Source organism: Pseudonocardia sp. ICBG1142 (assembly GCF_020496255.1).
Taxonomy (GTDB): domain Bacteria; phylum Actinomycetota; class Actinomycetes; order Mycobacteriales; family Pseudonocardiaceae; genus Pseudonocardia.
The window spans coordinates 499,424-524,566 of record NZ_JAHLJC010000004.1 but is presented as its reverse complement, the minus strand read 5'-3'; the positions used below and the strand labels follow the sequence as shown (position 1 = coordinate 524,566).

The 25,143-nt window shown below is 73.9% G+C and carries 26 protein-coding genes; 20 read left to right on the top strand and 6 right to left on the bottom strand.

The features are described 5' to 3' along the window. Nucleotides 1-22 precede the first annotated feature (22 nt). The 3 genes from KPL59_RS04955 to KPL59_RS04945 are packed head-to-tail and all read left to right on the top strand — an operon-like array spanning nucleotide 23 to nucleotide 3,256. The gene (locus KPL59_RS04955; protein ID WP_075333043.1) at nucleotides 23-1,378 is read left to right on the top strand and encodes a cytochrome P450; all 1,356 of its coding nucleotides are present in this window, start codon (nucleotides 23-25) and stop codon (nucleotides 1,376-1,378) included. Next, nucleotides 1,375-2,160 carry a class I SAM-dependent methyltransferase gene (locus KPL59_RS04950; protein ID WP_226350745.1) on the top strand — a complete coding sequence of 262 codons (786 nt, stop codon included), beginning with the start codon at nucleotides 1,375-1,377 and terminating at the stop codon, nucleotides 2,158-2,160. Before KPL59_RS04955 ends, KPL59_RS04950 begins: the two co-directional genes overlap by 4 nt. A 28-nt stretch (nucleotides 2,161-2,188) precedes the next feature. Continuing rightward, a complete protein-coding gene (locus KPL59_RS04945) occupies nucleotides 2,189-3,256 on the top strand; it encodes an aromatic ring-hydroxylating dioxygenase subunit alpha (RefSeq protein ID WP_226350746.1) in 1,068 nt (355 codons plus the stop codon). A 153-nt stretch (nucleotides 3,257-3,409) separates the two neighbouring features. Here the strand turns inward: KPL59_RS04945 and KPL59_RS04940 are convergent, their stop codons facing one another. Then, nucleotides 3,410-4,234: a helix-turn-helix domain-containing protein gene (locus KPL59_RS04940; protein WP_226360067.1), complete on the bottom strand. Its 825-nt coding sequence runs from the start codon at nucleotides 4,232-4,234 to the stop codon at nucleotides 3,410-3,412. Nucleotides 4,235-4,336: 102 nt separating this feature from the next. Between KPL59_RS04940 and KPL59_RS04935 the strand changes: the two genes are divergently transcribed. From KPL59_RS04935 to KPL59_RS04920, 4 genes are all read left to right on the top strand, one after another. After that, complete coding sequence (locus tag KPL59_RS04935; RefSeq protein ID WP_226360066.1) at nucleotides 4,337-5,056, top strand: SDR family oxidoreductase; 720 nt, start codon at nucleotides 4,337-4,339, stop codon at nucleotides 5,054-5,056. Between the two features lie 293 nt (nucleotides 5,057-5,349). After that, entirely contained in the window at nucleotides 5,350-6,876 is a 1,527-nt protein-coding gene (locus KPL59_RS04930; RefSeq protein WP_226360124.1) for a Re/Si-specific NAD(P)(+) transhydrogenase subunit alpha, read from the top strand. Nucleotides 6,877-6,879: 3 nt separating this feature from the next. Beyond that, nucleotides 6,880-8,289, top strand: a complete 1,410-nt coding sequence (gene pntB / locus KPL59_RS04925; protein WP_226350748.1) for a Re/Si-specific NAD(P)(+) transhydrogenase subunit beta — start codon at nucleotides 6,880-6,882, stop codon at nucleotides 8,287-8,289. A 94-nt stretch (nucleotides 8,290-8,383) separates the two neighbouring features. Then, the gene (locus KPL59_RS04920) at nucleotides 8,384-8,533 is read left to right on the top strand and encodes a hypothetical protein (protein ID WP_158071455.1); all 150 of its coding nucleotides are present in this window, start codon (nucleotides 8,384-8,386) and stop codon (nucleotides 8,531-8,533) included. 137 nt (nucleotides 8,534-8,670) lie between these two features. Here the strand turns inward: KPL59_RS04920 and KPL59_RS04915 are convergent, their stop codons facing one another. After that, nucleotides 8,671-9,117 (bottom strand): ATP-binding protein, encoded by a 447-nt coding sequence (locus tag KPL59_RS04915; protein WP_226350749.1) that lies wholly within the window; start codon nucleotides 9,115-9,117, stop codon nucleotides 8,671-8,673. A 151-nt stretch (nucleotides 9,118-9,268) separates the two neighbouring features. Here KPL59_RS04915 and KPL59_RS04910 point away from each other — a divergent pair, with 151 nt between their 5' ends. The 7 genes from KPL59_RS04910 to KPL59_RS04880 all read left to right on the top strand — a co-directional run bounded on the left by KPL59_RS04910 (nucleotide 9,269) and on the right by KPL59_RS04880 (nucleotide 14,487). Beyond that, on the top strand, nucleotides 9,269-10,084 hold the full coding sequence (locus tag KPL59_RS04910) for a SigB/SigF/SigG family RNA polymerase sigma factor (RefSeq protein ID WP_020626265.1): 816 nt from the start codon (nucleotides 9,269-9,271) through the stop codon (nucleotides 10,082-10,084). Nucleotides 10,085-10,374: 290 nt separating this feature from the next. Continuing rightward, nucleotides 10,375-10,887: a hypothetical protein gene (locus KPL59_RS04905; RefSeq protein ID WP_226350750.1), complete on the top strand. Its 513-nt coding sequence runs from the start codon at nucleotides 10,375-10,377 to the stop codon at nucleotides 10,885-10,887. A 130-nt stretch (nucleotides 10,888-11,017) separates the two neighbouring features. Then, on the top strand, nucleotides 11,018-11,776 hold the full coding sequence (locus KPL59_RS04900; protein ID WP_226360065.1) for an energy-coupling factor ABC transporter permease: 759 nt from the start codon (nucleotides 11,018-11,020) through the stop codon (nucleotides 11,774-11,776). Next, nucleotides 11,773-12,063: an energy-coupling factor ABC transporter substrate-binding protein gene (locus KPL59_RS04895; protein WP_020626268.1), complete on the top strand. Its 291-nt coding sequence runs from the start codon at nucleotides 11,773-11,775 to the stop codon at nucleotides 12,061-12,063. The genes KPL59_RS04900 and KPL59_RS04895 overlap by 4 nt, the downstream gene beginning before the upstream one ends. Continuing rightward, complete coding sequence (gene cbiQ / locus KPL59_RS04890) at nucleotides 12,063-12,794, top strand: cobalt ECF transporter T component CbiQ (RefSeq protein ID WP_226350751.1); 732 nt, start codon at nucleotides 12,063-12,065, stop codon at nucleotides 12,792-12,794. Before KPL59_RS04895 ends, cbiQ begins: the two co-directional genes overlap by 1 nt. Next, the gene (locus tag KPL59_RS04885; protein ID WP_226350752.1) at nucleotides 12,791-13,639 is read left to right on the top strand and encodes an energy-coupling factor ABC transporter ATP-binding protein; all 849 of its coding nucleotides are present in this window, start codon (nucleotides 12,791-12,793) and stop codon (nucleotides 13,637-13,639) included. Before cbiQ ends, KPL59_RS04885 begins: the two co-directional genes overlap by 4 nt. Before the next feature lie 5 nt (nucleotides 13,640-13,644). Next, complete coding sequence (locus KPL59_RS04880) at nucleotides 13,645-14,487, top strand: SAM-dependent methyltransferase (RefSeq protein ID WP_064485377.1); 843 nt, start codon at nucleotides 13,645-13,647, stop codon at nucleotides 14,485-14,487. 7 nt (nucleotides 14,488-14,494) lie between these two features. Here the strand turns inward: KPL59_RS04880 and KPL59_RS04875 are convergent, their stop codons facing one another. Then, entirely contained in the window at nucleotides 14,495-15,310 is an 816-nt protein-coding gene (locus KPL59_RS04875) for a crotonase/enoyl-CoA hydratase family protein (RefSeq protein ID WP_020626272.1), read from the bottom strand. A gap of 79 nt (nucleotides 15,311-15,389) precedes the next feature. Here KPL59_RS04875 and KPL59_RS04870 point away from each other — a divergent pair, with 79 nt between their 5' ends. Next, entirely contained in the window at nucleotides 15,390-16,178 is a 789-nt protein-coding gene (locus KPL59_RS04870; RefSeq protein ID WP_226350753.1) for an RNA methyltransferase, read from the top strand. On the opposite strand, the gene KPL59_RS04865 is transcribed toward KPL59_RS04870, so the two are convergent. Next, the gene (locus tag KPL59_RS04865) at nucleotides 16,166-17,743 is read right to left on the bottom strand and encodes an AMP-binding protein (protein WP_226350754.1); all 1,578 of its coding nucleotides are present in this window, start codon (nucleotides 17,741-17,743) and stop codon (nucleotides 16,166-16,168) included. The genes KPL59_RS04870 and KPL59_RS04865 overlap by 13 nt on opposite strands. Before the next feature lie 104 nt (nucleotides 17,744-17,847). Continuing rightward, complete coding sequence (locus KPL59_RS04860) at nucleotides 17,848-19,056, bottom strand: MFS transporter (RefSeq protein ID WP_075308010.1); 1,209 nt, start codon at nucleotides 19,054-19,056, stop codon at nucleotides 17,848-17,850. A 45-nt stretch (nucleotides 19,057-19,101) separates the two neighbouring features. Between KPL59_RS04860 and KPL59_RS04855 the strand changes: the two genes are divergently transcribed. Beyond that, nucleotides 19,102-20,322 carry an ROK family transcriptional regulator gene (locus KPL59_RS04855; RefSeq protein ID WP_226360064.1) on the top strand — a complete coding sequence of 407 codons (1,221 nt, stop codon included), beginning with the start codon at nucleotides 19,102-19,104 and terminating at the stop codon, nucleotides 20,320-20,322. A 10-nt stretch (nucleotides 20,323-20,332) separates the two neighbouring features. Here the strand turns inward: KPL59_RS04855 and KPL59_RS04850 are convergent, their stop codons facing one another. After that, on the bottom strand, nucleotides 20,333-22,069 hold the full coding sequence (locus KPL59_RS04850; protein WP_226360063.1) for a pyruvate dehydrogenase: 1,737 nt from the start codon (nucleotides 22,067-22,069) through the stop codon (nucleotides 20,333-20,335). A gap of 196 nt (nucleotides 22,070-22,265) precedes the next feature. On the opposite strand from KPL59_RS04850, the gene KPL59_RS04845 reads away from it, so the two are divergent. The 4 genes from KPL59_RS04845 to KPL59_RS04830 all read left to right on the top strand — a co-directional run bounded on the left by KPL59_RS04845 (nucleotide 22,266) and on the right by KPL59_RS04830 (nucleotide 25,115). Then, nucleotides 22,266-22,421, top strand: a complete 156-nt coding sequence (locus KPL59_RS04845; protein WP_020622688.1) for a hypothetical protein — start codon at nucleotides 22,266-22,268, stop codon at nucleotides 22,419-22,421. Between the two features lie 206 nt (nucleotides 22,422-22,627). Continuing rightward, nucleotides 22,628-23,227, top strand: coding sequence for a gamma subclass chorismate mutase AroQ (gene aroQ, locus KPL59_RS04840; protein ID WP_226360062.1), 600 nt, complete (start codon nucleotides 22,628-22,630; stop codon nucleotides 23,225-23,227). 98 nt (nucleotides 23,228-23,325) lie between these two features. After that, the gene (locus KPL59_RS04835) at nucleotides 23,326-24,372 is read left to right on the top strand and encodes a leucyl aminopeptidase (protein WP_226360061.1); all 1,047 of its coding nucleotides are present in this window, start codon (nucleotides 23,326-23,328) and stop codon (nucleotides 24,370-24,372) included. Then, on the top strand, nucleotides 24,369-25,115 hold the full coding sequence (locus KPL59_RS04830) for an aspartate/glutamate racemase family protein (protein ID WP_305080515.1): 747 nt from the start codon (nucleotides 24,369-24,371) through the stop codon (nucleotides 25,113-25,115). The genes KPL59_RS04835 and KPL59_RS04830 overlap by 4 nt, the downstream gene beginning before the upstream one ends. Nucleotides 25,116-25,143: the final 28 nt, after the last annotated feature.

Genomic DNA, 25,143 nt, shown 5'->3' with positions numbered 1-25,143 from the left:
CCTCCGAGACAACGAGGTGACCATGCCCCGCCCCCCGTCGATCCCGCTCGCACCCGGCGCGCTGCCGGTGCTGGGCCACGCGGTGCCGCTGCTGCGGGACGCGCTCGCGTTCACCTCGTCGCTGCCCGCGCTCGGGCCGCTGGCGCGGATCCGTCTGGGCCCCTTCTCGGTCGTGATGGCCTGCGACCCGGACGTGACCCGCCAGGTCCTGCTCGACGACCGCACCTACGACAAGGAGGGCCCGGTGATCGAGCGGATCCGCGAGGTCGCCGGCAACGGCCTGTCGACCTGTCCGCACAGCAGCCACCGCCGGCAGCGGCGGTTGTGCCAGCCCTCGTTCCAGAACGACCGGTTCCCCGGCTACGCCGAGGTGTTCGCCGCGACGGCCGAGGCGAGCAGCAGCGCGTGGCACACCGGGCAGCACCTCGACGTCACCCGCGAGATGATGACTCTCACCGCCCGCGCGACCATGGAGACGATCTTCAGTGGTGAGCTGCCCGCGGATGTGGTCGACCGGAGCATCGACGACACGACGACGCTCGTGCGGGGTGTGTTCCGGCGGATGCTCACGCCGCCGCTGCTGAGCCGGCTGCCCATCCCGTTCAACCGCCGGTTCGACGAGGCCCGCGCGCGGCTCCTCGACGTCGTCGCGACGATCGTGGCGAACCGCCGCGCCGACCCCACCGATCACGGCGACCTCATGTCCTCGCTGCTGGGGGCGGTGGACGACGGCGCGACCCTCACCGATGCCGAGCTGGCCGACCAGGTGCTCACGTTCTTCATCGGCGGCACCGAGACCGCCGCGAACACGCTCGCGTGGGCGCTGCACCTGCTGGCCACCCACCCCGACGTGCAGGAGCAGGTCACGGCGGAGGCGCGGGCAGCGGACGGAGTCCGGCCGCCGCCGCTCGACGGTGTCACCGGCCGGGTCCTCACCGAGACCCTGCGGCTGTTCCCGCCCGCGTGGCTGTTCACCCGCACCCTGACCGCGGACACCGAGCTGGGCGGGGTCGAGCTGCCGCGCGGGACCGTGGTGGCCGTCAGCCCGTACCTGATCCAGCACCGCGGCGACCTCTACCGCGATCCCGATCGGTTCGATCCCGGCCGGTGGGTCGGCCGGGCTCCCGACCGCAGTGCCTACCTCCCCTTCGGCGCCGGGGCCCGCAAGTGCATCGGCGACCGCTTCGCACTGACCGAGATGGTCACCGCGTTGCACGCGGTCCTCCGGCGCTGGCGCGTCGAGCCGCTCTCACCGGAGCCGTTCCGGCCCGCGGTGGAGGCCACCATCACCGCACGCGGCCTGACCCTGCGGGTCGTGGCACGGGACGCCGCACCGGCGGTCGGCGAGCCCTCGGCAGGGGCCGGGTGCCCGGCATGACGGCGGGCTACGGAGCGGGTCACCTCGACCACGACGAGCCGCTGGAGCTGCGCAGACTCCGGGCCCACGAGGAGTTCGCCGACGCAGGTTCCCGACGGGCCCTCGACGGACTGGACCCGATGCCCGGCTGGCGGTGCCTGGAGCTCGGCGGGGGGACCGGGTCGGTGGGGCGCTGGCTGGCCCGGCGCTGTGCGCCGGGCGAGGTGGTGGTCACCGATCTCGACACCACCCTGCTCCCGACCGACATCGCGAACCTGACGCCGTTGCGGCACGACGTCCTGCACGACGACTTCCCGGCCGCCTCGTTCGACCTCGTGCACGCCCGCGCCCTGCTGGAGCACCTGCCCGACCGGGCCGCCGCGCTGGCCAGGATGGTGGGGTGGACCGCGCCGGGCGGGTGGGTCTGCGTCGACGCCACGCTCCGCATCACGCCGCCCGGCGGCAGCCGCACCGCCTTCCACCGCTGCCTGGAGGGGCTCTCCCGGCTCGCGTCCGGCCGGATGGGCGCCGACATCGGGTGGGCCACCGGCCTGCCGCTGATGCTCGCCGAAGCCGGGCTGGTGGAGGTCGGCGTGCTCTGCACCCCCGGCGTCGTGGGGTCGACCGGCAACGCCACCAGCCTCGTGCGTGTCTCGCTGGCGCAGTTCGGCCCGCTGCTGCGCGAGCACGATCTCGTCTCCGACGACGACATCTCCGACTGCCTCGCCCTGCTCGACGACCCGGGGCATGCCGACCTGCCGTTCCTGCTGATCTCCGCCTGGGGCCGGCGGCCCCGCCCGTGAGCACCCCCACCACCACGGAGGACCTGCGATGTCCGGTCTCACCCGCTACGTCCACGACGACTCCGGTCCCGCCCGCGCCGATGCGCTGACCGCAACCGCCACCGCGACCGCGCTGCCCTATCCCGACGGCTGGTTCTGCCTCGCCTTCTCCGACGAGCTCCCGCCCGGTGGCGTCCTCACCCGCACGCTGATGGGGGAGGAGGTGGTGCTCTACCGCACCCGCGGGGGAGTGCTGCGGGCCGTGCGGCCCTACTGCCCGCACCTGGGAGCACATCTGGGGGCGGGCGGCGCGGTCGAGGGCGAGACCATCGTCTGCCCGTTCCACCGGTTCGCCTTCGACACGAGCGGGACCTGCGTGGCGACCGGCTACGGGCTGCAGCCGCCGAAGGCCGCGCTGACGCGGTACGACGTGTGCGAGGTGAACAGCTCCGTCTACGTGTGGCGGCATGCGCTGGGAGAGCCGCCGACCTGGGAGGTGCCCGCCCTGCACGGCCCGCGGCCCAGCGTCTTCCGGCACACCACGGTCGACCTCGCGGGCCATCCGCAGATGATCGTCGAGAACGCGTTCGACTTCGGGCACCTCACCCAGCTGCACGGCCTGAGCGGGCTCACCATCGACGCCGATCCGGTGATCGGGGAGCCCACCTGCACGATCCCGGTGACCGCGGGCGGGCGGGCGTTGGTCCCCAGCGCGTCCTACGAGCTGACCGTCGTCGGCCTCTCGACGTTGGCGGCCGTGGCGCGGCTCGGCCCGCTCGGTGACATGTACGTCCTGCTGCACGCGACCCCCACGGCGCCGGGCAGGCTCCACCTGCGCCTGGGCGCCACCGTGGCGCTGGAGAAGGTCCCGTTCGTACCCGACGTCCTGGGCCGGCTGATCACCGACCCGCTCTCGCAGCTGTTCAGCCGCCTGGCGCACCACATCACCCTCCGGGACGCCGCTCCCGACTTCCCGGTGTGGAATCACCAGATCTACGTCGAGCACCCGAAGCTCGCCCCCGGTGACGGGCCCGTCGGCCGCTACCGGCGGTGGGCCAGGCAATTCTACTCCGCTCCGACCGGCGGGGACGTTCCGGTGGCCCCGCCCCGGACCTGACCCGGCCGACCGGCCCGGCGCCCGCCTGCGGTCGGGGCGGCTCGGCCTCGACGGGCCGGTCGGTGTCCCCTCCTGCGACGGGCGGGGTCGGCCGTCACGGGCGGAACAGCGGGCCCGCCGGGGCCGGGGGACGACGTCGAGCGGGGAGCCGCCTCAGCCCCGTGCCCGGTCCGTGGCGGCCAGCGAGCCGAGCAGCCGCAGGGCGTCGCCGGAGGGACCCGGCTCACCGTGGTAGACGACGAGCTGCTGGCCTGGGGCCGAGCGGACGTCGAAGGTCTGCACGGTCAGGGTCAGCGGCCCCACCCGGGGATGCCGGAGGCGCTTGCGCTCCAGCGACTTGCCCCGCGCGTCGTGCGCCGCCCACAGCGTCGCGAACTCCGGGCCGCTCGAGAGCAGCCGGTGCAGGACCGCCCTGATCCGCGGGCCCTCCGGGTCGCGACCGTGGTGGAGCCGGAACCCCGCGACGGTGTTCGCCGCGACGGCGTCCCGGTCGACGTAGAAGCTGCGGGCGGCCGGGTCGCAGAACACGATCTCCATCAGGTTCCGCGAGAACGGCCAGCCGCCGAAGAGCGCATCGGCGATCTCGTTGGTCGCCAGGACGTCGTAGGCCCGGTTGTGGACCAGCGCCGGGTTGTCCGGCCACGCGTCCATCAGCTGCCGCAGCGCGGGGTCCACCCGGTCCGTCGCGACGGCCGTGGCCTTCCTGGGTGTGGACCCACCGAGGGCGAACAGGTGCGAGCGCTCGTCGGCGTCGAGCTGCAGGACCGTCGACAGCGACTCGAGGACCTCCGCCGACGGGCGGCGCTCGCGCCCCTGCTCCAGACGGACGTAGTAGTCCACGCTCATCCCGGCGAGCATCGCGACCTCCTCCCGGCGCAGCCCCGGGACCCGGCGCAGCCCCGCCGAGGGCAGACCGACCGCGTCCGGGGTGATCCGGGCGCGCCGGGTGGCGAGGTACGCGCCGAGCTCCGAAGCCATGGCGCACACGGTAGGAGGTCCGCCGCGGCCGTGGGTGGGTGTGGCACACCCCCGGACGACCGGGGCCTGCCGGTGCGGGCGTGCACCGGCGACGGTGGGCCCATGACTACACAGAAGATCATCTTGGTGACGGGGGCCAGCAGCGGGATCGGGGAGGCGGTGGTGCGCCGGCTCGCGGGCGAGGGGCACGTCGTCGTGGCCGGGGCGCGCCGTACGGACCGGCTCGTCGCGCTGGCCGACAGCGCGGAGGGCGCTGTGGAGGCCGTGCGCGTCGACGTGACCGACCGCGACGACGTCCGGGCGTTCGTCGACTCCGCCCGGGAACGACACGGCCGGGTGGACGTCCTGGTGAACAACGCGGGCGTGATGCCGCTGTCCCGGCTCGACGCCCTGCTCGTCGACGAGTGGGACCGGATGGTCGACGTGAACCTGCGCGGTCTGCTGCACGGCATCGCCGCGGCCCTGCCGGTGTTCACCGAGCAGGGTGGCGGGCACTTCGTCACGACCGCGAGCATCGGCGCGCACCAGGTCGTCCCGACGGCGGCGGTGTACTCGGGCACGAAGTACGCGGCGTGGGCGATCACCGAGGGCCTCCGCCTGGAGAGCGACCCCTCGATCCGCGTGACCACCCTGACCCCCGGCGTGGTCACGTCCGAGCTCGCGGACTCGATCTCCGATCCGGACGCAGCGGGCGGGATGCGCACCTACCGCGCCCACGCGATCGACCCCGATGCCATCGCCCGCGCGGTGTCCTTCGCCCTCGCCCAGCCCGAGGACGTCGACGTCAACGAGATCGTGGTGCGGCCCGCCCGTCAGCGCTGACCGCTCGCCCCGGCGCGGGCCCGCGCCGGCCCGGTGCCGCCCGCGCCGGGACCGGGTCCGGGTTCCCCCGCCGAGCACATCGGAGGGGCTGCGAGCTTCTTCCCGGCGCTACGCTGCCGCCCACGTCAGCCGTGCCTCGCCGGGGTACCGGTCCGGCCTGTGACGTAGTCGTGACTGCACGCGCCCGCTTCCGGCATTACCTTCCGAAAGACCCACGACCGGTGCGAGCGACGAAGCACGCGCAAGATCGAGGAGAGTGCATGAGCGACAGCCCTGAGCCGTCGGGACCGGTGATGCGGATCGGTGTGGCCGCGGAGTCCGAGCCCGAGACGCGCGTGGCGATGAGCCCCGAGACCGTCGCGAAGGTGGTCGGTCTCGGCTACGCCGTCACCGTCGAGTCCGGGGCCGGTGCCCGGGCCGGGTTCACCGACGAGGCCTACGCCGAGGCGGGCGCCGACGTCGCCGCCGGTCCCGTCTGGGACGCCGACGTCGTGGTGCGCATCAACGCCCCGCAGCCCGACGAGATCGGCAAGCTGCGCGAGGGCTCCGTGCTGATCGCGATGCTCGCGCCGCGCTTCGAGGAGGAACGCACGGCCGCGCTCGCCGCCCAGGGCGTCACCGCCCTGTCGATGGACGCGGTGCCCCGGATCTCGCGGGCCCAGTCGATGGACGTGCTGTCGTCGATGGCGAACATCGCGGGCTACCGGGCGGTGATCGAGGCGGCCCACGTGTTCGGCCGGTTCTTGACCGGTCAGGTCACCGCCGCGGGCAAGGTCCCGCCGGCGAAGGTGCTCGTGGCCGGGGCGGGCGTCGCCGGGCTCGCCGCCATCGCCGCCGCCAACAGCCTGGGCGCGGTGGTCCGGGCGACCGACCCGCGCTCCGAGGTCGCCGACCAGGTGCGGTCGCTCGGCGGGGAGTACCTGGCCGTCGAGGTGGAGCAGGAGGCGTCCACCGACGGCTACGCCAAGGCGACCTCGGCGGACTACGACAAGCGCGCGGCCGAGATCTACTCCGAGCAGGCCGCGGACTGCGACATCATCATCACCACCGCTCTCATCCCGGGGCGGCCCGCGCCGAAGCTGATCACCGCCGCGGACGTGGCGTCGATGCGCCCGGGCAGCGTGGTCGTCGACATGGCGGCCTCGCAGGGCGGCAACGTGGAGGGGTCGGTGGCCGGCGAGGCCGTCGTCACCGACCACGGCGTGACGATCATCGGCTACACCGACCTCGCCGCCCGGTTGCCCGCGCAGGCGTCGCAGCTCTACGGCACGAACGTGCTGAACCTGCTCAAGCTGATGACCCCGGAGAAGGACGGGCGGCTCGCGCTCGACCTGGACGACACGGTGGTCCGTGGCATCACGATCGCGCACGCGGGTGAGACGCTCTGGCCCCCGCCCGAGGTGAAGGTGAGTGCGGCGCCCGCGGCCCAGCCGGCCGCCGAGCCCGTGGCGACGGAGCCGGAGAAGCCACGGTCCCCCTACGCCGGGCTCGCCGCCGGCGTCGTCGGCGCGGTGGCGCTGTTCGCGGTCACGGCACTGGCCCCGGCCGAGGTCGCAGGGCACCTCACGGTGTTCGTGCTGGCGATCGTCATCGGCTTCTACGTCATCGGCAACGTGCACCACGCGCTGCACACACCGCTGATGTCGGTCACGAACGCGATCTCCGGGATCATCGTCGTCGGCGCGATCCTGCAGATCGGCACCGGCGGCGACGCCCTGGTCATCGGGCTCGCCGCGGTCGCGGTGCTGCTCGCCGCCATCAACATCGTCGGTGGCTTCGCGGTGACGCGCCGCATGCTGCAGATGTTCACGAGGAGCTGAGCCGTGCAGACGTGGACCACTGCGGCGTACCTGATCGCCGCCATCCTTTTCGTGATCAGCCTCGCCGGGCTGTCGAGGCACGACACCGCCAAGTCCGGTGTGCTGTTCGGCATCACCGGCATGACCATCGCCCTGGTCGCCACCGCCGTCGTCGCGCTGGGGCAGGCGTCCGGGCTCGGCGTCGCGCTGCTGCTCGCGGCCGTCGTCGTCGGTGCGGCGATCGGGCTCTGGCGGGCACGCGTCGTCGAGATGACGGGCATGCCCGAGCTCATCGCGCTCATGCACAGCTTCGTCGGCCTCGCCGCGGTGCTGGTCGGCTGGAACGGCTTCCTGGAGGTCGAGGCCGGGCACCTGGTGCTGGAGGGGCCGCTGCTGGGCATCCACCACGCCGAGGTCGCGGTCGGGGTGTTCATCGGTGCGGTGACCTTCACCGGCTCGGTGATCGCCTACCTGAAGCTGTCGGCGAAGATCAAGTCGGCGCCGCTGATGCTGCCCGGCAAGAACGTCCTCAACCTCGGCGCGCTCGTCGCGTTCGCGGTGCTGACGGTGTTCTTCGTCATCACGCCGCAGATGTGGATCCTGGCCGTGCTCACGGTGTTGGCGCTGCTGCTCGGTCTGCACCTGGTCGCCTCGATCGGCGGCGGTGACATGCCGGTCGTGGTGTCGATGCTGAACTCCTACTCCGGATGGGCCGCCGCGGCGGCGGGCTTCCTGCTCGGCAACGACCTGCTGATCATCACCGGCGCGCTCGTCGGGTCCTCCGGTGCCTACCTGTCCTACATCATGTGCAAGGCGATGAACCGGTCGTTCATCTCGGTCATCGCCGGCGGCTTCGGGGCCACCTCCTCGGCGGCCGCGGCGGTGGAGGGCGAGCACCGCGAGATCGACGCCGACGGCGTCGCCGAGCTGCTCGCGAACGCCGAGAGCGTCGTGATCACGCCCGGCTACGGCATGGCGGTCGCCCAGGCCCAGTACCCGGTGGCGGAGCTGACCCGGTCACTGCGCGACGCCGGCGTGAACGTGCGCTTCGGTGTCCACCCGGTCGCGGGACGGCTCCCCGGCCACATGAACGTGCTGCTCGCCGAGGCCCAGGTGCCCTACGACATCGTCCTGGAGATGGACGAGATCAACGACGACCTCGCCGAGACCGACGTCGTGCTGGTGATCGGCGCCAACGACACGGTGAACCCGGCCGCGTCGGAGGACCCGGGCTCGCCGATCGCCGGGATGCCGGTGCTGCGGGTGTGGGACGCCAAGGACGTGATCGTCTTCAAGCGGTCGATGGCCACCGGCTACGCGGGCGTCCAGAACCCGCTCTTCTTCCGGGACAACACCCAGATGCTGTTCGGCGACGCCAAGGAGCGCGTGCAGGACATCCTGGCCTCGATCAAGAGCCTCGCGAGGACGGGCTGACCGTCGGGCGTCTTCACCCGGGCGGGGCGCAGGTGTTACCGAGCCGACTCCTGCGCTCCGCTTGCCCGGAACGTCCGGTGGGCACCCTGTGACCATGAGTGAGAGCAGCACGCAGCACGCGAACGAGACCTGGCCCCACCCCGAGAGCGAGCAGGCCCGACACGACGGGCGCTACACCCCGGTCGCCCGCGGGGGCCACCGCGGCCACCGGTCCGACGACCCGTCGACCGCCATGTGGGACTGATCTGACCCCACCGCCCGGTCCGCGACGGATCGGGCTCGATGAGAACCGGTCGCCGTCACCCGCCCTCGGGCGTGGGGTGCGGCGACCCTGTCGTTGCGGGGCCCGTCGTTGCGGGGCCCGTCGTGGGCCCGGGCGTCTCAGGACGCGGGGGTGCACAGCCCCGGGCAGCGGCCGATCCGGCCCCGGAACGTGACGGTGGTCCCGTCAGGACCCGGCTCCACCCGCACGTCCTCCGCGACCGCCTCGATCATCCCGATGCCCCGTCCACGGTGGCCGGGGTCGGTGGGCGGGTCGCGCCAGCACCCGCGGTCGCTGACCTCCATCCGCACCCGGTACCCCTCGGCCTCGCCGTGCAGCAGGACCGTCGCGGCGCCCTCCGAGCCTGCGTCCTCCGAGCCGGCGGCCCCGTAGGCGTGCTCGATGCAGTTGGACACGGCCTCGTTCACCGCGAGGACGAGGTCCTGCACGGTCGGGCACTGCTCGTCGGTCCCGCACAGCGACGCGAGCCACCTGCCGGTCTCCCGGCGGGAGCGACCTGCCGACGCGGGTTCGACGGGCAGCTCGACACGCAGAGTCGGGGGCATGGGGCAGCAGTACCCACCAGGTCGCCGTGCAACTCATCGGAGTGACCGCCGATCGAAAATGTCGACCAGGTCACGCGAAGTTCGACGTGCGGGCCCGCGGCCTACCGTCGATCGGTGATGGCAGTCGATCGTTGCCGGCCGCGGAGACGGCATGGCTGAGCCGAGTACGGATGCGGACACCCGCCCCGACGAGTACACCCACCTCGTCGAGCCTCTCCGTGCCTTCGCGGCCGCCGGCCCCGGGGACCCGGAACGGGAGCGGCTGCGCTCCGAGCTGGCACAGGGCTTCCACCCGGTGGTCCGGCACATCGCCGGGCGCTACCGGCACCGCGGCGAGCCCGTCGAGGACCTGGAGCAGGTCGGCGCGATCGGTCTGCTCAACGCGCTGGACCGGTTCGACCCGGACCAGGGCACCCCGTTCCTGGCCTACGCCGTCCCCACGATCACCGGGGAGATTCGCCGGTACTTCCGCGACCGCACCTGGTCGATGCGGGTGCCGCGGCGGCTCAAGGACATCCAGAGCCGCATGACCCGCGCCCAGGAGGAGCTGGCCTCGCGGCACGGCCGCGCCCCGAAGGTCTCCGAGCTCGCCGAGCACCTCGACATCAGCCGGGAGGAGGTCATCGAGGGGCTGCAGGCCCAGGACTCCTACCGGTCGGACTCGCTCGACAAGCTCGTCGGCGACACCGACAACCCGCTCGGCGAGATCGTCGGGGGCATCGACGCCGGGATGGACGCGGTCGAGGCCCGCGAGTCGCTGCGCCCGGCCCTGCGCAAGCTCCCCGAGCGGGAGCGGACCATCCTCATGCTGCGGTTCTTCGGCAACCAGACCCAGACCCAGATCGCCGCCCAGGTGGGGCTGTCGCAGATGCACGTGTCGCGGCTGCTCGCCCGGGCCCTGGTGACCCTGCGCGGTCATCTCGCCGACGACCAGGACCAGCACGACGGGGTCCCCGAGGCGGGCTGACCGCCCTCCCGCTACGACGGTCGGGTGCCCGTGATGGTCCGACCGGGGCAGCCGGACCGGTCGTCGTTGCCTCGCCGTCACCTGGGCGTTTCCCCACCGGTCTCCGGGGGCACCCTGTCGTGTTCCGCGCACGCCGCCGCCCGTTCACCGGGTCGCGGTGTCGCGCATCCGACGATGTCGGCGAGACCGTCGTCCCGCGACCCTCACCCGCACCTCGGCGCCCGGCCGGTGTCCCCGTCGGCCGGTCCCGCGTCGTGCCGTCGGTCGCGAGGACAGGAGAGGACCCGGGTATGGCCGTGCAGGAGAAGAAGTCCGTGACCGAGAAGGGCACGAAGAGCAAGAAGGGCAAGAAGAGCGGCCGGGAGGCCGTCGAGGCCGCGAAGGCCGAGACGAAGAAGGCCCGCCGCGCGGAGGAGAAGGCCGCCGAGAAGGCCGTCCGCGCCGCCCGCAAGGCCGAGAAGAAGGCCCGCGAGCAGGCGAAGGCCGCGCGTGCTGCGCAGAAGAAGGCGGCGGCTGCCGAGAAGAAGGCCGCCGCGAAGGCGAAGGCCGCGCGGCTGGAGAAGGTCGCCCAGCGCGACGCCGCCGCGAAGGCGGAGAAGAAGGCCCGGAAGCTGGCGAAGGAGCGGGTCGTCGCCGGGCAGCCGGGCAGCGGTGTCGGTACGCCCGAGACCACGCCCGCCGAGCGGGAGCAGCGCCGTCGTGAGGCCGAGCAGGCGGCCGGCCGGCTCGCCGCCGCGGCCGAGCACAAGGCCACCGCCGAGCGCCCCGCCGAGGTGCACCACACCAACGGCGCGCGCGTCTGACCACCGCACTCCGCAGCACCGTCGACGCCCGGACCCGGCCGGGTCCGGGCGTCGACGTATGTCAGGCACTGCACACCTGTCCGGATATTCAGGCTTGCACGAGCTAACGGCGGGGCCGTAGCGTTCGTCCGTGCACATCGCCGAGGGCTATCTCCCGCCGCTGCACGCGGCGGCCTGGACCGTCGTCGCCGCGCCGTTCGTCGTGCACGGCGCCCGGGCCGTGGTACAGCGCGTGCGGGAGGATCCGGACACCAAGCTGCTGCTCGCCGCGGCCGGCGCGTTCACCTTCGTCCTGTCCGCGCTCAAGATCCCGTCGGTGACCGGGTCGTCGTCGCACCCGACCGGCACCGGGCTGGGCGCGGTGCTGTTCCGACCACCGGTGATGGCGCTGCTCGGGACGGTGGTGCTGTTCTTCCAGGCCGTCCTGCTCGCCCACGGCGGGCTGACCACGCTCGGCGCCAACGCGTTCTCCATGGCGATCGCCGGGCCGTGGATCGCCTACGGCGCCTACGTCGTGGTCCGCAAGTTCGGGGGGTCGCTGGGGCCCGCGGTGTTCGCCGCGGCCTTCCTCGGTGACCTCGGCACCTACACGATCACCAGCGCGCAGCTGGCGCTCGCGTTCCCCGACCCCACCTCCGGGTTCGGCGGAGCCTTCGTCACCTTCGCCTCGATCTTCTCGATCACGCAGATCCCGCTGGCCGTGGCCGAGGGGCTGCTGACCGTGCTCGTCGTGCGGCTGCTCGTGCGCATCACCCCGGACGAGCTGCGCCGCCTCGGCGTGCTGCGTCTGGCCACGAGCACGGCCACGACGACGAGCACGACCACCGACACCGGTGGCGCCGCCCCGGCCGCGACCGCGCAGGGCCCGGAGAAGGAGGCGTCGGCGTGAGTCGCTCGACCGTCGTGAACATCCTGCTGGTCGTCGCCGTCGTCGCGTTGTTCGCGGTGCCGGTGCTGTTCGTGCCCGGCGAGTACGCCGGGTCCGACGGCCAGGCGGGCGAGGCCATCGAGGCCACCGGCTACCAGCCGTGGTTCAGCCCGGTGTGGGAGCCGCCGTCGGGCGAGATCGAGTCCGGGATCTTCGCGATGCAGGCCGCGGCCGGCGCGGGCGTGCTCGGCTACTGCATCGGCGTCGCCCGCACGCGCAGCCGGGAGAAGGCCGCCCGGCAGACCTGATGCTGCTGATCGACGAGACCGCCCACGCCAACCGCTGGCGGTCCCGGCACCCGGGGGAGAAGGCGTTCCTCGCCCTGGGGCTCCTGCTGCTCGCGGTCGTCCTCCCGCCGTGGCCCGGTGCCGTGCTGACCGGCGGCGCGGCGCTGGCGCTGCTCCTGGGTGGGGCCCGGGTGCCGTGGCGGACCGCGCTGCGGCTGCTCGCCCTGCCGCTCGGGTTCGTCGTCGTGGGGGCGCTGCCGCTGCTGGTGACCGTGGGCGGGGACCCGTGGCTCGCACTCGCACCGGGTGGACCGGCCCGGGCGGCCGCGCTCGTCGGACGCTCGCTGGCGGCGGTGTCCTGTCTGATCCTCTTTGCCGCGACGACGCCGCTCGCGGACACCCTGCCGCGGCTGCGGTGGGTGCCACCCGCCGTCCTGGAGATCACCCTGCTCGTCTACCGGATGCTGTTCCTGCTGCTGGACTCGCTCACCGCGGTCCGGGAGGCCCAGTCCCTCCGGATGGGGTTCCGGACGCGGCGGACCACTTTCCGGTCGCTGGCCGCGCAGGGGAGCGCGGTGTTCGTCCGGGCCTTCGACCGTGCCCGCCGCCTCGAGGCGGGCCTCGCCTCCCGCGGCTACGACGGATCGCTGCGCGTCCGGGTGCCCGCCCGCACCGTCTCGCCCGCCTTCGTCGCGGCGAGTGCGGCGCTGCTCGTCGCCGTCCCGCTGACGGCACTGGTGGTCCTCCCGTGACCGCGGTCCTGGAGGCCCGCGGACTGGTCTTCGCCTACCCGGACGGGCCGGTCGTGCTCGACGGGGCGGACCTCGCCGTCGACCCGGGGCGCAGGCTCGCCGTGCTCGGACCCAACGGCGGCGGCAAGACCACCCTGTTCCGGCTGCTGCTCGGGCTGCTCGCCCCGGCGGCCGGGGAGGTACTGCTCGACGGTGAGCCGGTCCGGCGCACCCGCCGCGGGCTGGCGCGGCTGCGCGAGTCCGCCCAGCTCGTCCTGCAGGACCCCGACGACCAGCTGTTCTCCGCCGACGTCGCGCAGGACGTGTCGTTCGGGCCGCTCAACCTCGGTCTCGACGGGGCCGAGGTCGACGCCCGGGTGCACGACGCGCTGGCCGCCGTCGGCATCGCCGACCTCGCCGACCGGCCGACGCACCGGCTGTCGTTCGGACAGCGCAAGCGGGTCGCGATCGCCGGTGCCCTCGCCGTCCGGCCCCAGGTGCTGGTGCTCGACGAGCCGACCGCGGGCCTGGACCCGGCCGGGGTGGAGGAGCTCGTCGTCGTGCTGGAGGACCTGCAGCGCGCCGGGACCGCGGTCGTGCTGTCCACCCACGACGTCGACCTCGCCCACCGCTGGGCCGACGACGTCGCCGTTGTCGCGCGGGGGCGGGTGCGGCGCGGTCCGGCGGCCGAGATCCTCGGCGACGCCGCGCTGCTCGCGGACGCGCGGCTCGGCCCGGCCTGGGCGCCGGCCGTCGCGCGGCTGCTCGCGCTGGTGGGCCTCCCGGGGACGACCCCCGCCACGGCGGCGGAGCTGCACGAGGTCCTGTCGGGACTTGCGGCCAGGGAGACACCGGCGGGAGGGTGAGGTCCATGACCGTCCCGGAACCCGCACCCGTCCCGGTGGACGAGATCGACCTGACGCTGCCCAACCCGGCGCGGATCTACGACTACATGCTCGGCGGCGGCCACAACTTCGCCACCGACCGGGAGTTCGCCGAGCGCCTGCTCGTCGCGCTGCCCGACACGCGGGAGCTCGCGCTCGCCAACCGGGCCTTCCTCGGCCGGGCCGTGCGGGCCTGTCTCGACCGGGGGGTGCGCCAGTTCCTCGACCTCGGCTCCGGCATCCCCACCGCCGAGCCGGTGCACGAGATCGCCCACCGTGCCGACCCGACGGCGCGCGTCGCCTACGTCGACGTCGAGCCGGTGTCGGTCGCGATGAGCCGCCAGCTCCTGACCGGTGTGGAGGGGGCCTCGATCACCGCGGCCGACCTCACCGACGTCGAGGCCGTGCTCGCCGCCCCGGGCGTGGCGGGCCTGCTCGACCCGGCCGAGCCGGTCGCCGTGCTCGCGGTCTCGGTGCTGCACTTCGTCGGCGACGACGACCTGCTCGGCGCCCTGTTCGACCGCTACGCGACGGCGTTCGGACCCGGCAGCATGCTCGTCGTCTCGCACGGCAGCACCGATGTCGACGACCCGCGCATCGCCGAACGGATGCGCACCGTCGAGCGGTTCACCCAGGACACCGCGCAGCCGGCCCGGTCCCGGGACCGGGCCCTGCTGCGCAGGCTGCTCGTCGACCGGCCCGGGCACCGGCTGGAGCTGCTGGAGCCGGGCATGGTCGACGTCGCCGACTGGCGGGCCGAGGCCGGGCGGTCGCCCGCCGGGCCCGCCGGGATGTACGCGGTCGTCGGTGAGGTCGTCCCGCGACGGTAGGGCGGGGTCAGTCCCGGTAGACGCCCTGGCGCTTCTCCATGAACGCGGTGACGGCCTCGGTCAGGTCGGCCGACACGAGCTGCCCGCCGTTCCAGGTGGCGATCTGGTCGAGCCCGTCGGCGACGGAGTGGTCACGGGCGTAGGTGATCGCGTACTTCGTGCCGCGCAGCGCCAGCGGGGACTTCGCCGCCAGCGACGCGGCGAGCTCGGCGACACCGTTCTCCAGCGCCTCGGCGTCGTCGTACACGCCGTTGACCAGGCGCAGCTCCTTCGCCTCGGTGCCGGACACCGGGCGGCAGGTGTAGGCCAGCTCGCGGGTGACGCCCTCGCCGACGATGCGCGGCAGCCGCTGCAGGACGCCGACGTCGGCGGCCAGGCCCATGTCGACCTCCTTCAGCACGAACGACGCGTCGGCGGTCGCGTAGCGCAGGTCGCAGGCGACGGCCAGGTCCAGGCCCGCGCCGAGGCAGACGCCGTGGATCGCGGCGATCACCGGTGTGCGGCAGCGCTCGATCGCGGTCAGGCAGTCCTGCAGGTCGAGAATCGTGCGGCGCAGCGCGTCGGCGCCGTGACCCACCGAGTCACCCGAGGCCTTCTCGCGCAGCCCGCCCAGCATCGACACGTCGATGCCCGAACAGAAGTGCCGCCCGTTGCCGCTGATCACCACGACCCGCACGGCGGGGTCGGCGTCCAGCTCGCGCACCGCGTCACGCAGCCCGAACCACATCGGCTCGTGCAGCGCGTTCGCCGCCTTCGGGCGGTCCAGGCGCAGCCGCGCGACCCCGTCCGTCACCTCGACCGCGATCCCCGTCGGCTCGCCCATCGGTCCCACCCTCCACGTGTCCAGCCCGGTCACCGGGAGGTTACCCCGGAGTAGGACGGCGGTGTCCTAGGCTCGTCCGGTGCCCGACCTGACCAGCACCGCCAACCCGCGCGTCAAGAACCTGGTCCGGCTGCGCACCCGTCGCCACCGCGACGCGGCGGGCGTCACCGTGATCGAGGGGCACGACGAGCTGGCGCTCGCGCTCGACGCCGGCGTCGAGCCGAGCGAGGTGTACTGGGCGCCGGACCTGGTGCGGTCCGACGCGCTGCTGCCCCGGATGCCGTCGGCGCGGGTGTTCTCGGTGAGCCGGGAGGTGTTCGCCCGGATCGCCTACCGCGAGTCCCCGGACGGCTGGCTCGCCGTCGCACCGGCCCCCGGCCGCCCGCTCGACGAGCTGGACCTCGGGCCGGACCCGCTCGTGCTGGTCGCCGAGGGCGTCGAGAAGCCCGGCAACGTCGGGGCGATGCTGCGCACCGCCGAGGCGTGCGGGGTGGACGCGGTGGTCATCGCGACGCCGGAGCGGGGCGGCACCGACTTCGCCAACCCCAACGTGGTGCGCGCGTCCAAGGGGACGGTGTTCGCGGTGCCGGTCGCGTCCGCGTCGACCCCCGAGGTCCTCGACTGGCTCGACCGGCGCGGCATCGCCACCCTCGTCACAACCCCGGCGGGGACGACCGGGCTCGCCGCCACCGACCTGACCGGGCCGAGCGCGCTGGTCATCGGGACCGAGGCGACCGGGGTGACCGACGCGTGGCTCGACCGGGCCGACGCCACGGTGGTCATCCCGATGCGTGGGCGGGTCAACTCGCTCAACGCCTCGATCGCCGCGGCCGTGGTGCTCTACGAGGCGGTCCGTCAGCGCGGCTGACCGGCGAGCTCGGCGCGCAGCCGCTTCTTGTCGGTCTTGCCGATCCCGGTCAGCGGGATCCGTTCGACGAACTCCACGGTGCGCGGCACGTACATCGCACCGGCGCGGTCGGCGACCAGCTCGGTCAGCTCGTCCGCGCTCGGGGACGGGGAGTCGGTGACGACGGCGGCGTGCACGGTCTCGGTGCCGTCGTCGTCGGGCACGCCGAAGACCGCGGCGTGCCGGACGGCCGGGTGCTCCATGAGCAGGTCCTCCAGCTCGGAGGTGTACACGTGCCCGCCCACGACGACGATCATGTCCTTCACGCGGTCGAGCAGGTGCAGGTAGCCGTCGGCGTCCTGGCGGGCGACGTCACCGGTGCGGACCCAGCCGTCGACGACCGTCGCGGCGCTCAGCTCCGGCTGCTTCCAGTAGCCGTCCATCTCCATGCCGGTGTGCACCCACAGCTCGCCGCGCTCGCCCGGGGCGACGGGCCGGCCGTCGGCGTCGGTGATGGCGATCGTGGTGGTGGGGATCGGCCGCCCGACGGTGCCGAGCAGGTCGGGGTTCCGGTGCTCCTCGGCGGTGAGCACGCTGATCCCGCCGGCCTCGGTCTGGCCGTAGAACTGGGTGAACACCGGGCCGATCCGGCGCAGCGCCTCGGCGATGCGGCGCGGGTTGGCGGGGGCACCGCCGTAGACCAGCGACCGCAGCGACGACAGGTCGGTCCGGTCCAGGTCGGGGTGGTCGAGGAGGCGGTAGATCAGCGGCGGCAGCAGGAAGGTGTGGGTGATCCGCTCCCGCTCGATCGCGGCGAGGAACGCACCCGGCTCGAAGGAGTCCTGCAGCACGACGGTGCCGCCCTCGGCCAGCGTGCGGTCGGCCATCGAGCCGCCGACGTGGGCGACCGGGGTGGCGACGAGCAGCCGCCCGCCGGTGGCGCCCGCGCCGAAGTTGCCGGCCCGGCGGCGCATCTCGGCGCCGCGCCGGTGGTGGTCGAAGGTGTAGGTGATGCCCTTCGGGTGCCCGGTGGTGCCGCCGGTGTGGCGGATCTGCTCGACGTCGTGCGGGAGGGCCCGGCCCCGGACCGGCTCGGCCGACGCGGTCGCGGCGAGCTCCAGCAGGTCGGTGCCGCCGTCGTGGGCACCCAGCCAGAGGACCTCGACGCCGTCGACGAGAGCCAGGACCGCCTCGGCGGACGCGGCGGCGTCGGCGTCGGCGAGCACCAGCGGCGCCTCGACGTCGGCGACGATCCGGGCCGTGGCGGCGGCCGACAGGCCCTCGTGCGGCTGGGTGATCCCGGCACCGAGCAGGGTCACCGCGAGCCGCGCGACGACGGCCTCGGGGGTGTTGCCCGCCAGCAGCGCGACGACCGATCCCCGCTCGACCCGCTCGTCGAGGACGTGGGCGAGCCGGTGCACCGTGTCCACCAGCTCGCCGGCGCGGATCCGGCGGTCGCGGTGCACCAGCGCCTCGCGGTCGCGGTCGGTGGCGAGGGCGTCGAGCAGCTCCTCGACGTCGCTGTACAGGCCCCCGCCGTCCGGGACAGCGCCGTCCAGGACGTCCTCGTGCAGACCGGTGGTCATCGCGGGTCTCCTCCCGTCGGGATCGTTGTTTAACGCAACGATCAACTCGGAGGCAGGCTTCCCAGAGGTGATCCGATCGACACCTCTCGTTTACACCGGAGTGCTCAGGCGGCCAGGGCGAGCTCCGCGCGCCGCTCGGCGCGCTCCATCCGCACCGCCTGCCACAGGGCGACCAGGCCCAGCAGCGGCAGCACCGTCGCGACGGCGGCGGGCGAGGTCCAGCCCCACCCGGCGGCCAGGACGAGTCCGCCCAGTGCGGCACCGAGGGCGTTCGCCACGTTGAACGCCGCGTGGTGCAGCGCCGCGCCCAGCGTCGGGCCCTCGCGGCCGGCGTCCATCAGCCGGGTCGCGAGCGCCGGGGTGGTCGCGGTGGTGGTGAAGGCCAGGGAGAACAGCGCCAGCAGCGCGAACACCGGCGAGGACGCGGTGAGCGCGAACAGGGCCATCGACACCGTGGCGGCGCCGAGCCCGGCCGCGATCGTGCGCACCGGCGCCGCCTCGGCGAGCCGGCCGCCGACCTGGTTGCCCAGCGTCATGCCGAGGCCGAACACGGCGAGCGCGAGCGGCACGGCCGCGGCGGCCAGGCCGGACACCTCGGTGAGCACCGGGGTGATGTAGCTGTACACCGCGAACGACCCGCCGAACCCGGTCGCGATGACCGCCATGGTGATCCACACCTGGCCGCGGCGCAGCGCGGAGAGCTCGCCGAGGATCGAGCCCCGGCGCTCCTCGCGGACGTCGGGGACCAGGCGCCACACGGCCAGCATCGTGACCACCGCGACGACGCCGACGGTCAGGTAGGCGGCCGGCCAGCCCGCCGCCTGCCCGAGCCAGGTCGCCCCGGGCACACCGACGATGTTGGCGATCATCAGCCCGCTCATGACGGTGGCGATGGCGCGCGGGCGCCGCTCCCGCGGCACCAGCGAGGCCGCGAGCACCGACGCGGTGCCGAAGTAGGCGCCGTGCGGCAGTCCGGCCAGGAACCGGGTCACGACGAAGGTGCCGAAGGTCGGGGCGAACGCCGACGCCACGTTGGCCACCGCCAGCGCGCCCGCCAGGGCGAGGAGCAGGTGCTTGCGCGGCCACCGTGCGCCGAGCACGGCGAGGACCGGCGCGCCGACGACGACGCCGATCGCGTAGGCACTGATGGCGGTTCCGGCCTGCGGCACGGTGGCGCCGAGGTCGGCGGCGAAGGCGGGCAGGAGACCCATCGAGGCGAACTCGGTGGTGCCGATGGCCAGGCCGCCGAGGGCCATCGCGGCGAGCGCGAGCCCGGTGGTGGGAGACTGGGGCGAGGTGAGAGCCTTTTTCATCGTGACACGAGGATAAATCGTGGCAGGCCGGAGGTGTCAACGACGATGACCGCGATGTCAGCGGGTTCACGTTCCGGGCCCGTCGCCGATCCGGGCGAACGCCCCGGACGGGCCGAGACCGACCGCTGGCGTGCCACCGCCGAGGTGCTGGCCGAGGTCCGGCGCGAGCCCGGCCTGACCCGTGTCGAGCTCGCCCGGCGGCTGCGCCTGGCCAGCGGTTCGGCCACCGAGATCGCGGCCCGGCTGCGTGACCTGGGCTGGGTCACCGAGGAGCGCGCCCCCTGCGGTGGGCGCGGGCGGCCGACCACCACCCTGACGCCCAACCCGGACGGGCCGGGCGTCGTCGCCGTCGACGTGCGGTTCGAGGGATGGCGGGCCGGACTCGCCGGGCTGGACGGCGTGCCGTTCGCGGTGCGGTCGGGCCCGCACCGGCGTCGCGACCCGGACTCCGTCGCCACGGAGCTGGACGGGGTGGTCGGTGAGCTGGTCGCGCAGGCACCCGGACCGGTGGTGGCGGTCGGGGTCGGTGTGGCCGCGACGGTCGTCGACGAGCACTTCGCCGAGACCGGTGGCGGCCAGGGCTGGAGCCCGCTGGACGTGCGCCGGATCGGCGCCGGGCCGGGCCTGCCCGTGCTGGTCGGCAACGACGCCAACCTCGCGGGCATCGCCGAGGTCCGCGACGGTGCCGCGGCCGGTGCGGGCACGGCGCTGTTCCTCACCGTCGAGGTGGGCATCGGCGGCGCGTTGCTGCTCGACGGGCGCGCCCAGGCCGGTGCCCGCGGCGCGGCGGGGGAGCTGGGACACCTGCCGTTCGGCGACCCGGCGGCCCGCTGCGCCTGCGGCGCGCGGGGCTGCTGGACCACCGGCGTCGACGGCCGGGCGCTGGCCAGGATGCTGGGCGAGCCCGAGCCGGACGCCCCGTACAGCTACGCCCGCGCCGTGCTCGACCGTGCCGCGGCCGGCGAGCCCGGCCCGGCGGCCGCGGTGACGAGCGCGTCGGCGTCGCTGGCCCGTGGGACCGCCGGGCTGGTCAACGCGCACGACCCGGAGGTCGTCGTGCTGGCCGGGCTCGGCCCCGCCCTGCGGGCCGCGGCGCCCGAGGCGTTCGCCGTCGCCTACGACGACGGGCTGATGGCCTTCCGTCGCGCCCTCGCGCCGCCGGTGCACGACGACGCGCACGGCGAGGACGGCGTGCTCCGGGGCGCCGCCGCGATCGCGCTGGACCACGCGGTCTCGGCCCCCGGGCTCGCCGCCCGCGCCGGCTGACGCACCCCGCTCAGGGGCGCGGGATCGAGCGCAGGTTGCTGCGCGCCAGCTCGACCATCCTCCCGACGCCGCCGTCGAGCACCGTGCGGGTCGCGGCGAGGGCGAACCCGCGGACCTGCGCGGCGGTGATGTGCGGCGGGATGGACAGCGCGTTCGGGTCGGTGCGCACGTCGACCAGTGCCGGGCCGCGGTGGTCCAGCGCCCGGCGCAGCGCGGCGCGCACGTCCGACGGGTCGTCGACGGCCTCGGCGTACAGGCCGGCGGCGCGGGCGATCCCGGCCAGGTCGGCCGGGCCGTGGTCGGTCTGGAACGACGGGTAGCCCGCGACCATCATCTCCAGCCGGATCATGCCCAGCGACCCGTTGTTGAACGCGACGACGGTCAGCGGCAGGTCGTGCTCGGCCGCGGTCAGCAGCTCGCCGAGCAGCATGGTCAGCCCGCCGTCGCCGGACAGGGACACGACCTGGCGGTCCGGGTACGCGAACTGCGCACCGATCGCGTGCGGCAGGGCGTTGGCCATCGTCCCGTGCCGGTAGGAGCCGATGATCCGGCGCCGGCCGTTGGGGGACAGGTAGCGCGCCGCCCACACGTTGCACATGCCGGTGTCGACGGTGGCGATCGCGTCCTCGGCCATCTCCTCGTCGAGGACCGCCGCGACGTGCTCGGGGTGGATCGGGCGCAGGTCGGAGACCTTGCGCGTGTAGGCGCCGACGACCTTCTCCAGCGCCTCCGCGTGCTTGCGCAGCATCCGGTCGAGGAAGGAGCGGTCGGTCTTCTCCGCGATCCGCGGCAGCAGCGCGTCCAGGGTGGACGCGGCGTCGCCGTGCACGCCCAGCTCCAGCAGGGTGCGACGCCCGAGGCGTGCGGGGTCGACGTCGATCTGCACGGTTCCGCGCTGGGGCAGGAACGAGTCGTAGGGGAAGTCGGTGCCGATCAGGATCAGCAGGTCGGCCTCGTGCGTCGCCTCGTAGCAGGCGCCGTAGCCGAGGAGTCCGGACATGCCCACGTCGTAGGGGTTGTCGTACTGGATCCACTCCTTGCCGCGCAGCGAGTGGCCGATCGGCGCCTTCACCCTGTCGGCGAGTGCGAGCACCTGCTCGCGGGCGCGCTCGATGCCGGCCCCGACGAACAGCGTCACGGTGTCCGCGGCGTCGACGAGCCGGGCCAGCTCGGCCACCTGCTCCTCGGACGGTCGCACGACGCCGGTGGGCGGGGACAGGTGCGAGGAGCCGGTGTCGCTCGGGGCGTCGAGCGCGCTGACGTCGCCCGGCAGGACCAGCACCGACACGTCGGACTCGGCGAGCGCGGTCTGCATCGCGATCCGCTGCATCCGGGGCATCTGCTCGGGCCGCGAGATCAGCTCGCAGTACGCCGAGCACTCGGTGAACAGCCGTTCCGGGTGGGTCTCCTGGAAGTAGCCGGTGCCGATCTGGACCGACGGGATGTGCGAGGCGATCGCCAGCACCGGCGCACCGGTGCGGTGGGCGTCCATCAGGCCCTGGATCAGATGCGTGTTGCCGGGGCCGCAGCTGCCGGCGCAGACCGCGAGCCGCCCGGTGAGCTGGGCCTCCGCCGCGGCCGCGAGCGCCGCGGCCTCCTCGTTGTGCACGTGCACCCACCGGATGCGGCCGTCGCGGCGGATCGCGTCCGCGATCGGGTTGAGGCTGTCGCCCACCAGGCCGTAGATCCGTTCGACGCCGGCCTGGTGCAGCAGCTCGATCATCTGGTCGGCCACGGTGCGGCCCATGTCGTCCTCCTCGCGCTCGGGTGCGAGAGCCGTGTTCCCCCTCCGGCGCCGGGCCGAACCGTTCCGGCGTGTGACGGTCCCCGCGTACCGCCCGGCGCACGGCAGGTCACGAATCGGGCATCGGAATCGATTCCCGCGCTGCGGAACCATCCGGACGTGAGTACTTTCCCCTCACATTCCTGGGAGGGGACGCGAAATGATCATTCTTGGTCTGATCCTGCTGCTGGTGGGCTATTTCACCGGTATCTCCATTCTCTACTACCTCGGCGGCCTGCTGGTGATCGTCGGTGTGGTCCTGCTGATCCTGGGGGCGATCGGACGGCCGGTGGGAGGGCGCAAGGCCTGGTTCTGACCGGGCTGGCCGGACTCGGCCACGGGAATCCGCGGACCGGGTGACGGCCGGCGTCGTTGCATTCTCCGCGGGGGTGCGTCTCCGGAAGACCGGAAACGCACCCCCGCGGTGTGTCGTGGCGAAAGGATCACCGGGGCAGGGGGCGGATTCCGGGAATGTCGCGGGCGTCGGGGGGTCGCGACCGCTGCGGTCGTAGGCTCGCGGCTGTGATCGGCAGACGCGGTACCGCACTGGCCGGGGCCGTCCTGGCCCTGGGACTGCTGGCCGGGTGCGGCGACCAGCCCCTCCCGCTGACCGAGGGCCCGCCCGGCGCGTCCCCGGCCGACGGGCTCATCCGGATCGTCGAGCTGTCCGCGCAGCGCGCCCGGATCTCGGACCAGGTGGCCGCGGCGAAGTTCGGCACCGGAACGGCCGTCACCGACCCGGCACGGGAGGCGGCCGTCGTCGCCGAGACCCGGGCCGACGCGACCCGCGACGGCGCCGACCCCGACTGGGCGGCCCGGATCGTCGCCGACCAGATCGCGGCGAGCACTCAGGTGCAGAACGACCTGATCCGGCAGTGGACCGACCGGCCCGACACCCGTCCCGCGCAGCGGCCCGAGCTGGCCCGGGTGCGGCCGCAGCTGGACCGGATCGGCGACGAGCTGGTGGCCGCGCTGAAGCTGGCCGGCCCGGCCCGGGCGAACGAGGAGTGCCCGTCGACCCTGGCCCAGGCCGCGGTCGAACAGGCCCGTGGGCTCGACGAGGTCCACCGCAACGCCCTCGGGCGGTCGCTGAAGTCGGTCTGCGACGGCGCCCCCGGCTGATCCGTCCCGTGTGACGGTGCCGTTTCCGCTCGTCGCAAGGTATTGCGTATCCGGATAGTACGTGCTCGGATTAATCGGACGAGACACGGAGGTGCGCGATGGACCAGAACCTGTTCAACGACATCTGCCTGCAGCAGCTGACGCTGTCGGGCGTGCACGAGGGGGAGACGGTCGTCGTCCTCACCCGGGGCGCGGAACGGACCGAGTACGCCGACGCCTTCCTCTGGGCGATCCAGAAGCTGGGTGCGACCGGCTACCACATGCGGCTGCCGTCGCCGGCGAGCGCGGGCGGCGCCTGGGCGGTCGGCGACTCCGGCCTGGGCAACATCCCGCTGGCCGTGGACGCGCTCAAGGCCGCGGACATGGTCGTGGACTGCACGTTCCTGCTGTTCAGCAAGGAGCAGTTCGCGATCCAGGACGCGGGCACCCGCATCCTCACCGCGGTCGAGCCGCCCGAGCTGCTGGCCCGGCTGATGCCGACCACCGAGCTGCGCGAGCGCGTCGAGACCGGCGCGGAGCTGCTGGCCAAGGCGTCGACCATGCGGATCACCAGCCCGCACGGCACCGACGTCACCTACCGGCTCGGCATGTACCCGACGATGAGCGAGTACGGCTACACCGACACCTCAGGCCGCTGGGACCACTGGCCGGCCGCCTTCGTGTTCACCGGCGGTGCCGACGACGGCGTCGACGGGAAGATCGTCCTCGCCCCCGGCGACGTGCTGCTGCCGTTCAACACCTACGTGCAGACCCCCGTCGAGATCACCATCGAGGAGGGCTTCATCCGCGACATCCGCGGTGGCGCTGGCTCCTCCGGGCTCGACGCGGACCTGCTGCGCTCCTACATCGAGAGCTTCGACGACCCGCGAGGCTACGGCATGAGCCACGTCGGCTGGGGTCTCGACGAGCGCGCCCACTGGCACGGCCTGACCCAGTTCGGCGGTGGCATGGGCATGGAGCTGCGCAGCTTCTACGGCAACGTCATGTTCTCGATCGGCCCGAACAACGAGCTCGGCGGCCCGAACGACACCGCCTGCCACTTCGACATCCCGATGCGCGGCAACTCGCTGTTCCTCGACGACGAGCTGATCGTCGACGCCGGGGAGCTGACCGTCCCGGAGATGCGCCCGGTGGGGAAGCGATGACCGACCACCACGTGGGGATGATCGTCCCCAGCTCGAACCTCACGATGGAGACCGAGCTCCCGCGGATGCTGCGCGCCCGCGAGGACGTGCTGCCCGACGACCGGTTCGTCTTCCACGCGGCGCGGGCCCGGATGCAGCACGTGACGCCCGAGCAGCTGCGTGCGATGAACTCCCAGGCCCGGCGGGCCGCGGCCGAGCTGGCCGACGCCCGCCCGGACGTCGTCGCGACCGCCTGTCTGGTGGCGATCATGGCGCAGGGCCCCGGCTACCACTGCACCGCCGAGGACGACATCACCGCCGCGCTGCGGGTCGAGGGCTCCGAGGCGCCCGTCGTCTCCAGTGCGGGGGCGCTGCTGTCCGGGATCGCCGCGCTCGGGGCGCAGCGGGTCGCGATCATCACGCCGTACCTGGAGCCGCTGACGAAGGCGGTCGTGGACTACCTCGAGGACGCGGGGGTGCGGGTCGTCGACTCGCTGTCGCTGGAGGTGCCCGACAACCTCGCCGTCGCCCGGCTCGACCCGGCCGACCTGCGCGAGCACTGGCGCAGGCTGGACCTGACCGGTGCCGACGCGCTGGTGCTCAGCGCGTGCGTGCAGATGCCGTCGCTGCCGTCGATCGAGGCGGTGCAGGAGGAAGTGGGGATCCCGGTGCTGTCCGCGGCCACTGCGACGGCGCACCGCATCCTCACCGAGCTCGGGCTGGAGCCGCGGGTGCCCGGGGCGGGGGCGCGGCTCGCCGGCTGAGCCCCGTGGGGCCGGGACCCGCGTGCCG

What these genes read in the sequence shown, in the direction of transcription:
- KPL59_RS04955 (WP_075333043.1), top strand. Translation starts at nt 23, where the DNA reads ATGCCCCGCCCCCCGTCGATCCCGCTCGCACCCGGCGCGCTGCCGGTG.
- KPL59_RS04950 (WP_226350745.1), top strand. Translation starts at nt 1,375, where the DNA reads ATGACGGCGGGCTACGGAGCGGGTCACCTCGACCACGACGAGCCGCTG.
- KPL59_RS04945 (WP_226350746.1), top strand. Translation starts at nt 2,189, where the DNA reads ATGTCCGGTCTCACCCGCTACGTCCACGACGACTCCGGTCCCGCCCGC.
- KPL59_RS04940 (WP_226360067.1), bottom strand. Translation starts at nt 4,234, where the DNA reads ATGGCTTCGGAGCTCGGCGCGTACCTCGCCACCCGGCGCGCCCGGATC.
- KPL59_RS04935 (WP_226360066.1), top strand. Translation starts at nt 4,337, where the DNA reads ATGACTACACAGAAGATCATCTTGGTGACGGGGGCCAGCAGCGGGATC.
- KPL59_RS04930 (WP_226360124.1), top strand. Translation starts at nt 5,350, where the DNA reads ATGCGGATCGGTGTGGCCGCGGAGTCCGAGCCCGAGACGCGCGTGGCG.
- KPL59_RS04920 (WP_158071455.1), top strand. Translation starts at nt 8,384, where the DNA reads ATGAGTGAGAGCAGCACGCAGCACGCGAACGAGACCTGGCCCCACCCC.
- KPL59_RS04915 (WP_226350749.1), bottom strand. Translation starts at nt 9,117, where the DNA reads ATGCCCCCGACTCTGCGTGTCGAGCTGCCCGTCGAACCCGCGTCGGCA.
- KPL59_RS04910 (WP_020626265.1), top strand. Translation starts at nt 9,269, where the DNA reads ATGGCTGAGCCGAGTACGGATGCGGACACCCGCCCCGACGAGTACACC.
- KPL59_RS04905 (WP_226350750.1), top strand. Translation starts at nt 10,375, where the DNA reads ATGGCCGTGCAGGAGAAGAAGTCCGTGACCGAGAAGGGCACGAAGAGC.
- cbiQ (WP_226350751.1), top strand. Translation starts at nt 12,063, where the DNA reads ATGCTGCTGATCGACGAGACCGCCCACGCCAACCGCTGGCGGTCCCGG.
- KPL59_RS04880 (WP_064485377.1), top strand. Translation starts at nt 13,645, where the DNA reads ATGACCGTCCCGGAACCCGCACCCGTCCCGGTGGACGAGATCGACCTG.
- KPL59_RS04875 (WP_020626272.1), bottom strand. Translation starts at nt 15,310, where the DNA reads ATGGGCGAGCCGACGGGGATCGCGGTCGAGGTGACGGACGGGGTCGCG.
- KPL59_RS04865 (WP_226350754.1), bottom strand. Translation starts at nt 17,743, where the DNA reads ATGACCACCGGTCTGCACGAGGACGTCCTGGACGGCGCTGTCCCGGAC.
- KPL59_RS04860 (WP_075308010.1), bottom strand. Translation starts at nt 19,056, where the DNA reads ATGAAAAAGGCTCTCACCTCGCCCCAGTCTCCCACCACCGGGCTCGCG.
- KPL59_RS04855 (WP_226360064.1), top strand. Translation starts at nt 19,102, where the DNA reads ATGACCGCGATGTCAGCGGGTTCACGTTCCGGGCCCGTCGCCGATCCG.
- KPL59_RS04850 (WP_226360063.1), bottom strand. Translation starts at nt 22,069, where the DNA reads ATGGGCCGCACCGTGGCCGACCAGATGATCGAGCTGCTGCACCAGGCC.
- KPL59_RS04845 (WP_020622688.1), top strand. Translation starts at nt 22,266, where the DNA reads ATGATCATTCTTGGTCTGATCCTGCTGCTGGTGGGCTATTTCACCGGT.
- KPL59_RS04835 (WP_226360061.1), top strand. Translation starts at nt 23,326, where the DNA reads ATGGACCAGAACCTGTTCAACGACATCTGCCTGCAGCAGCTGACGCTG.
- KPL59_RS04830 (WP_305080515.1), top strand. Translation starts at nt 24,369, where the DNA reads ATGACCGACCACCACGTGGGGATGATCGTCCCCAGCTCGAACCTCACG.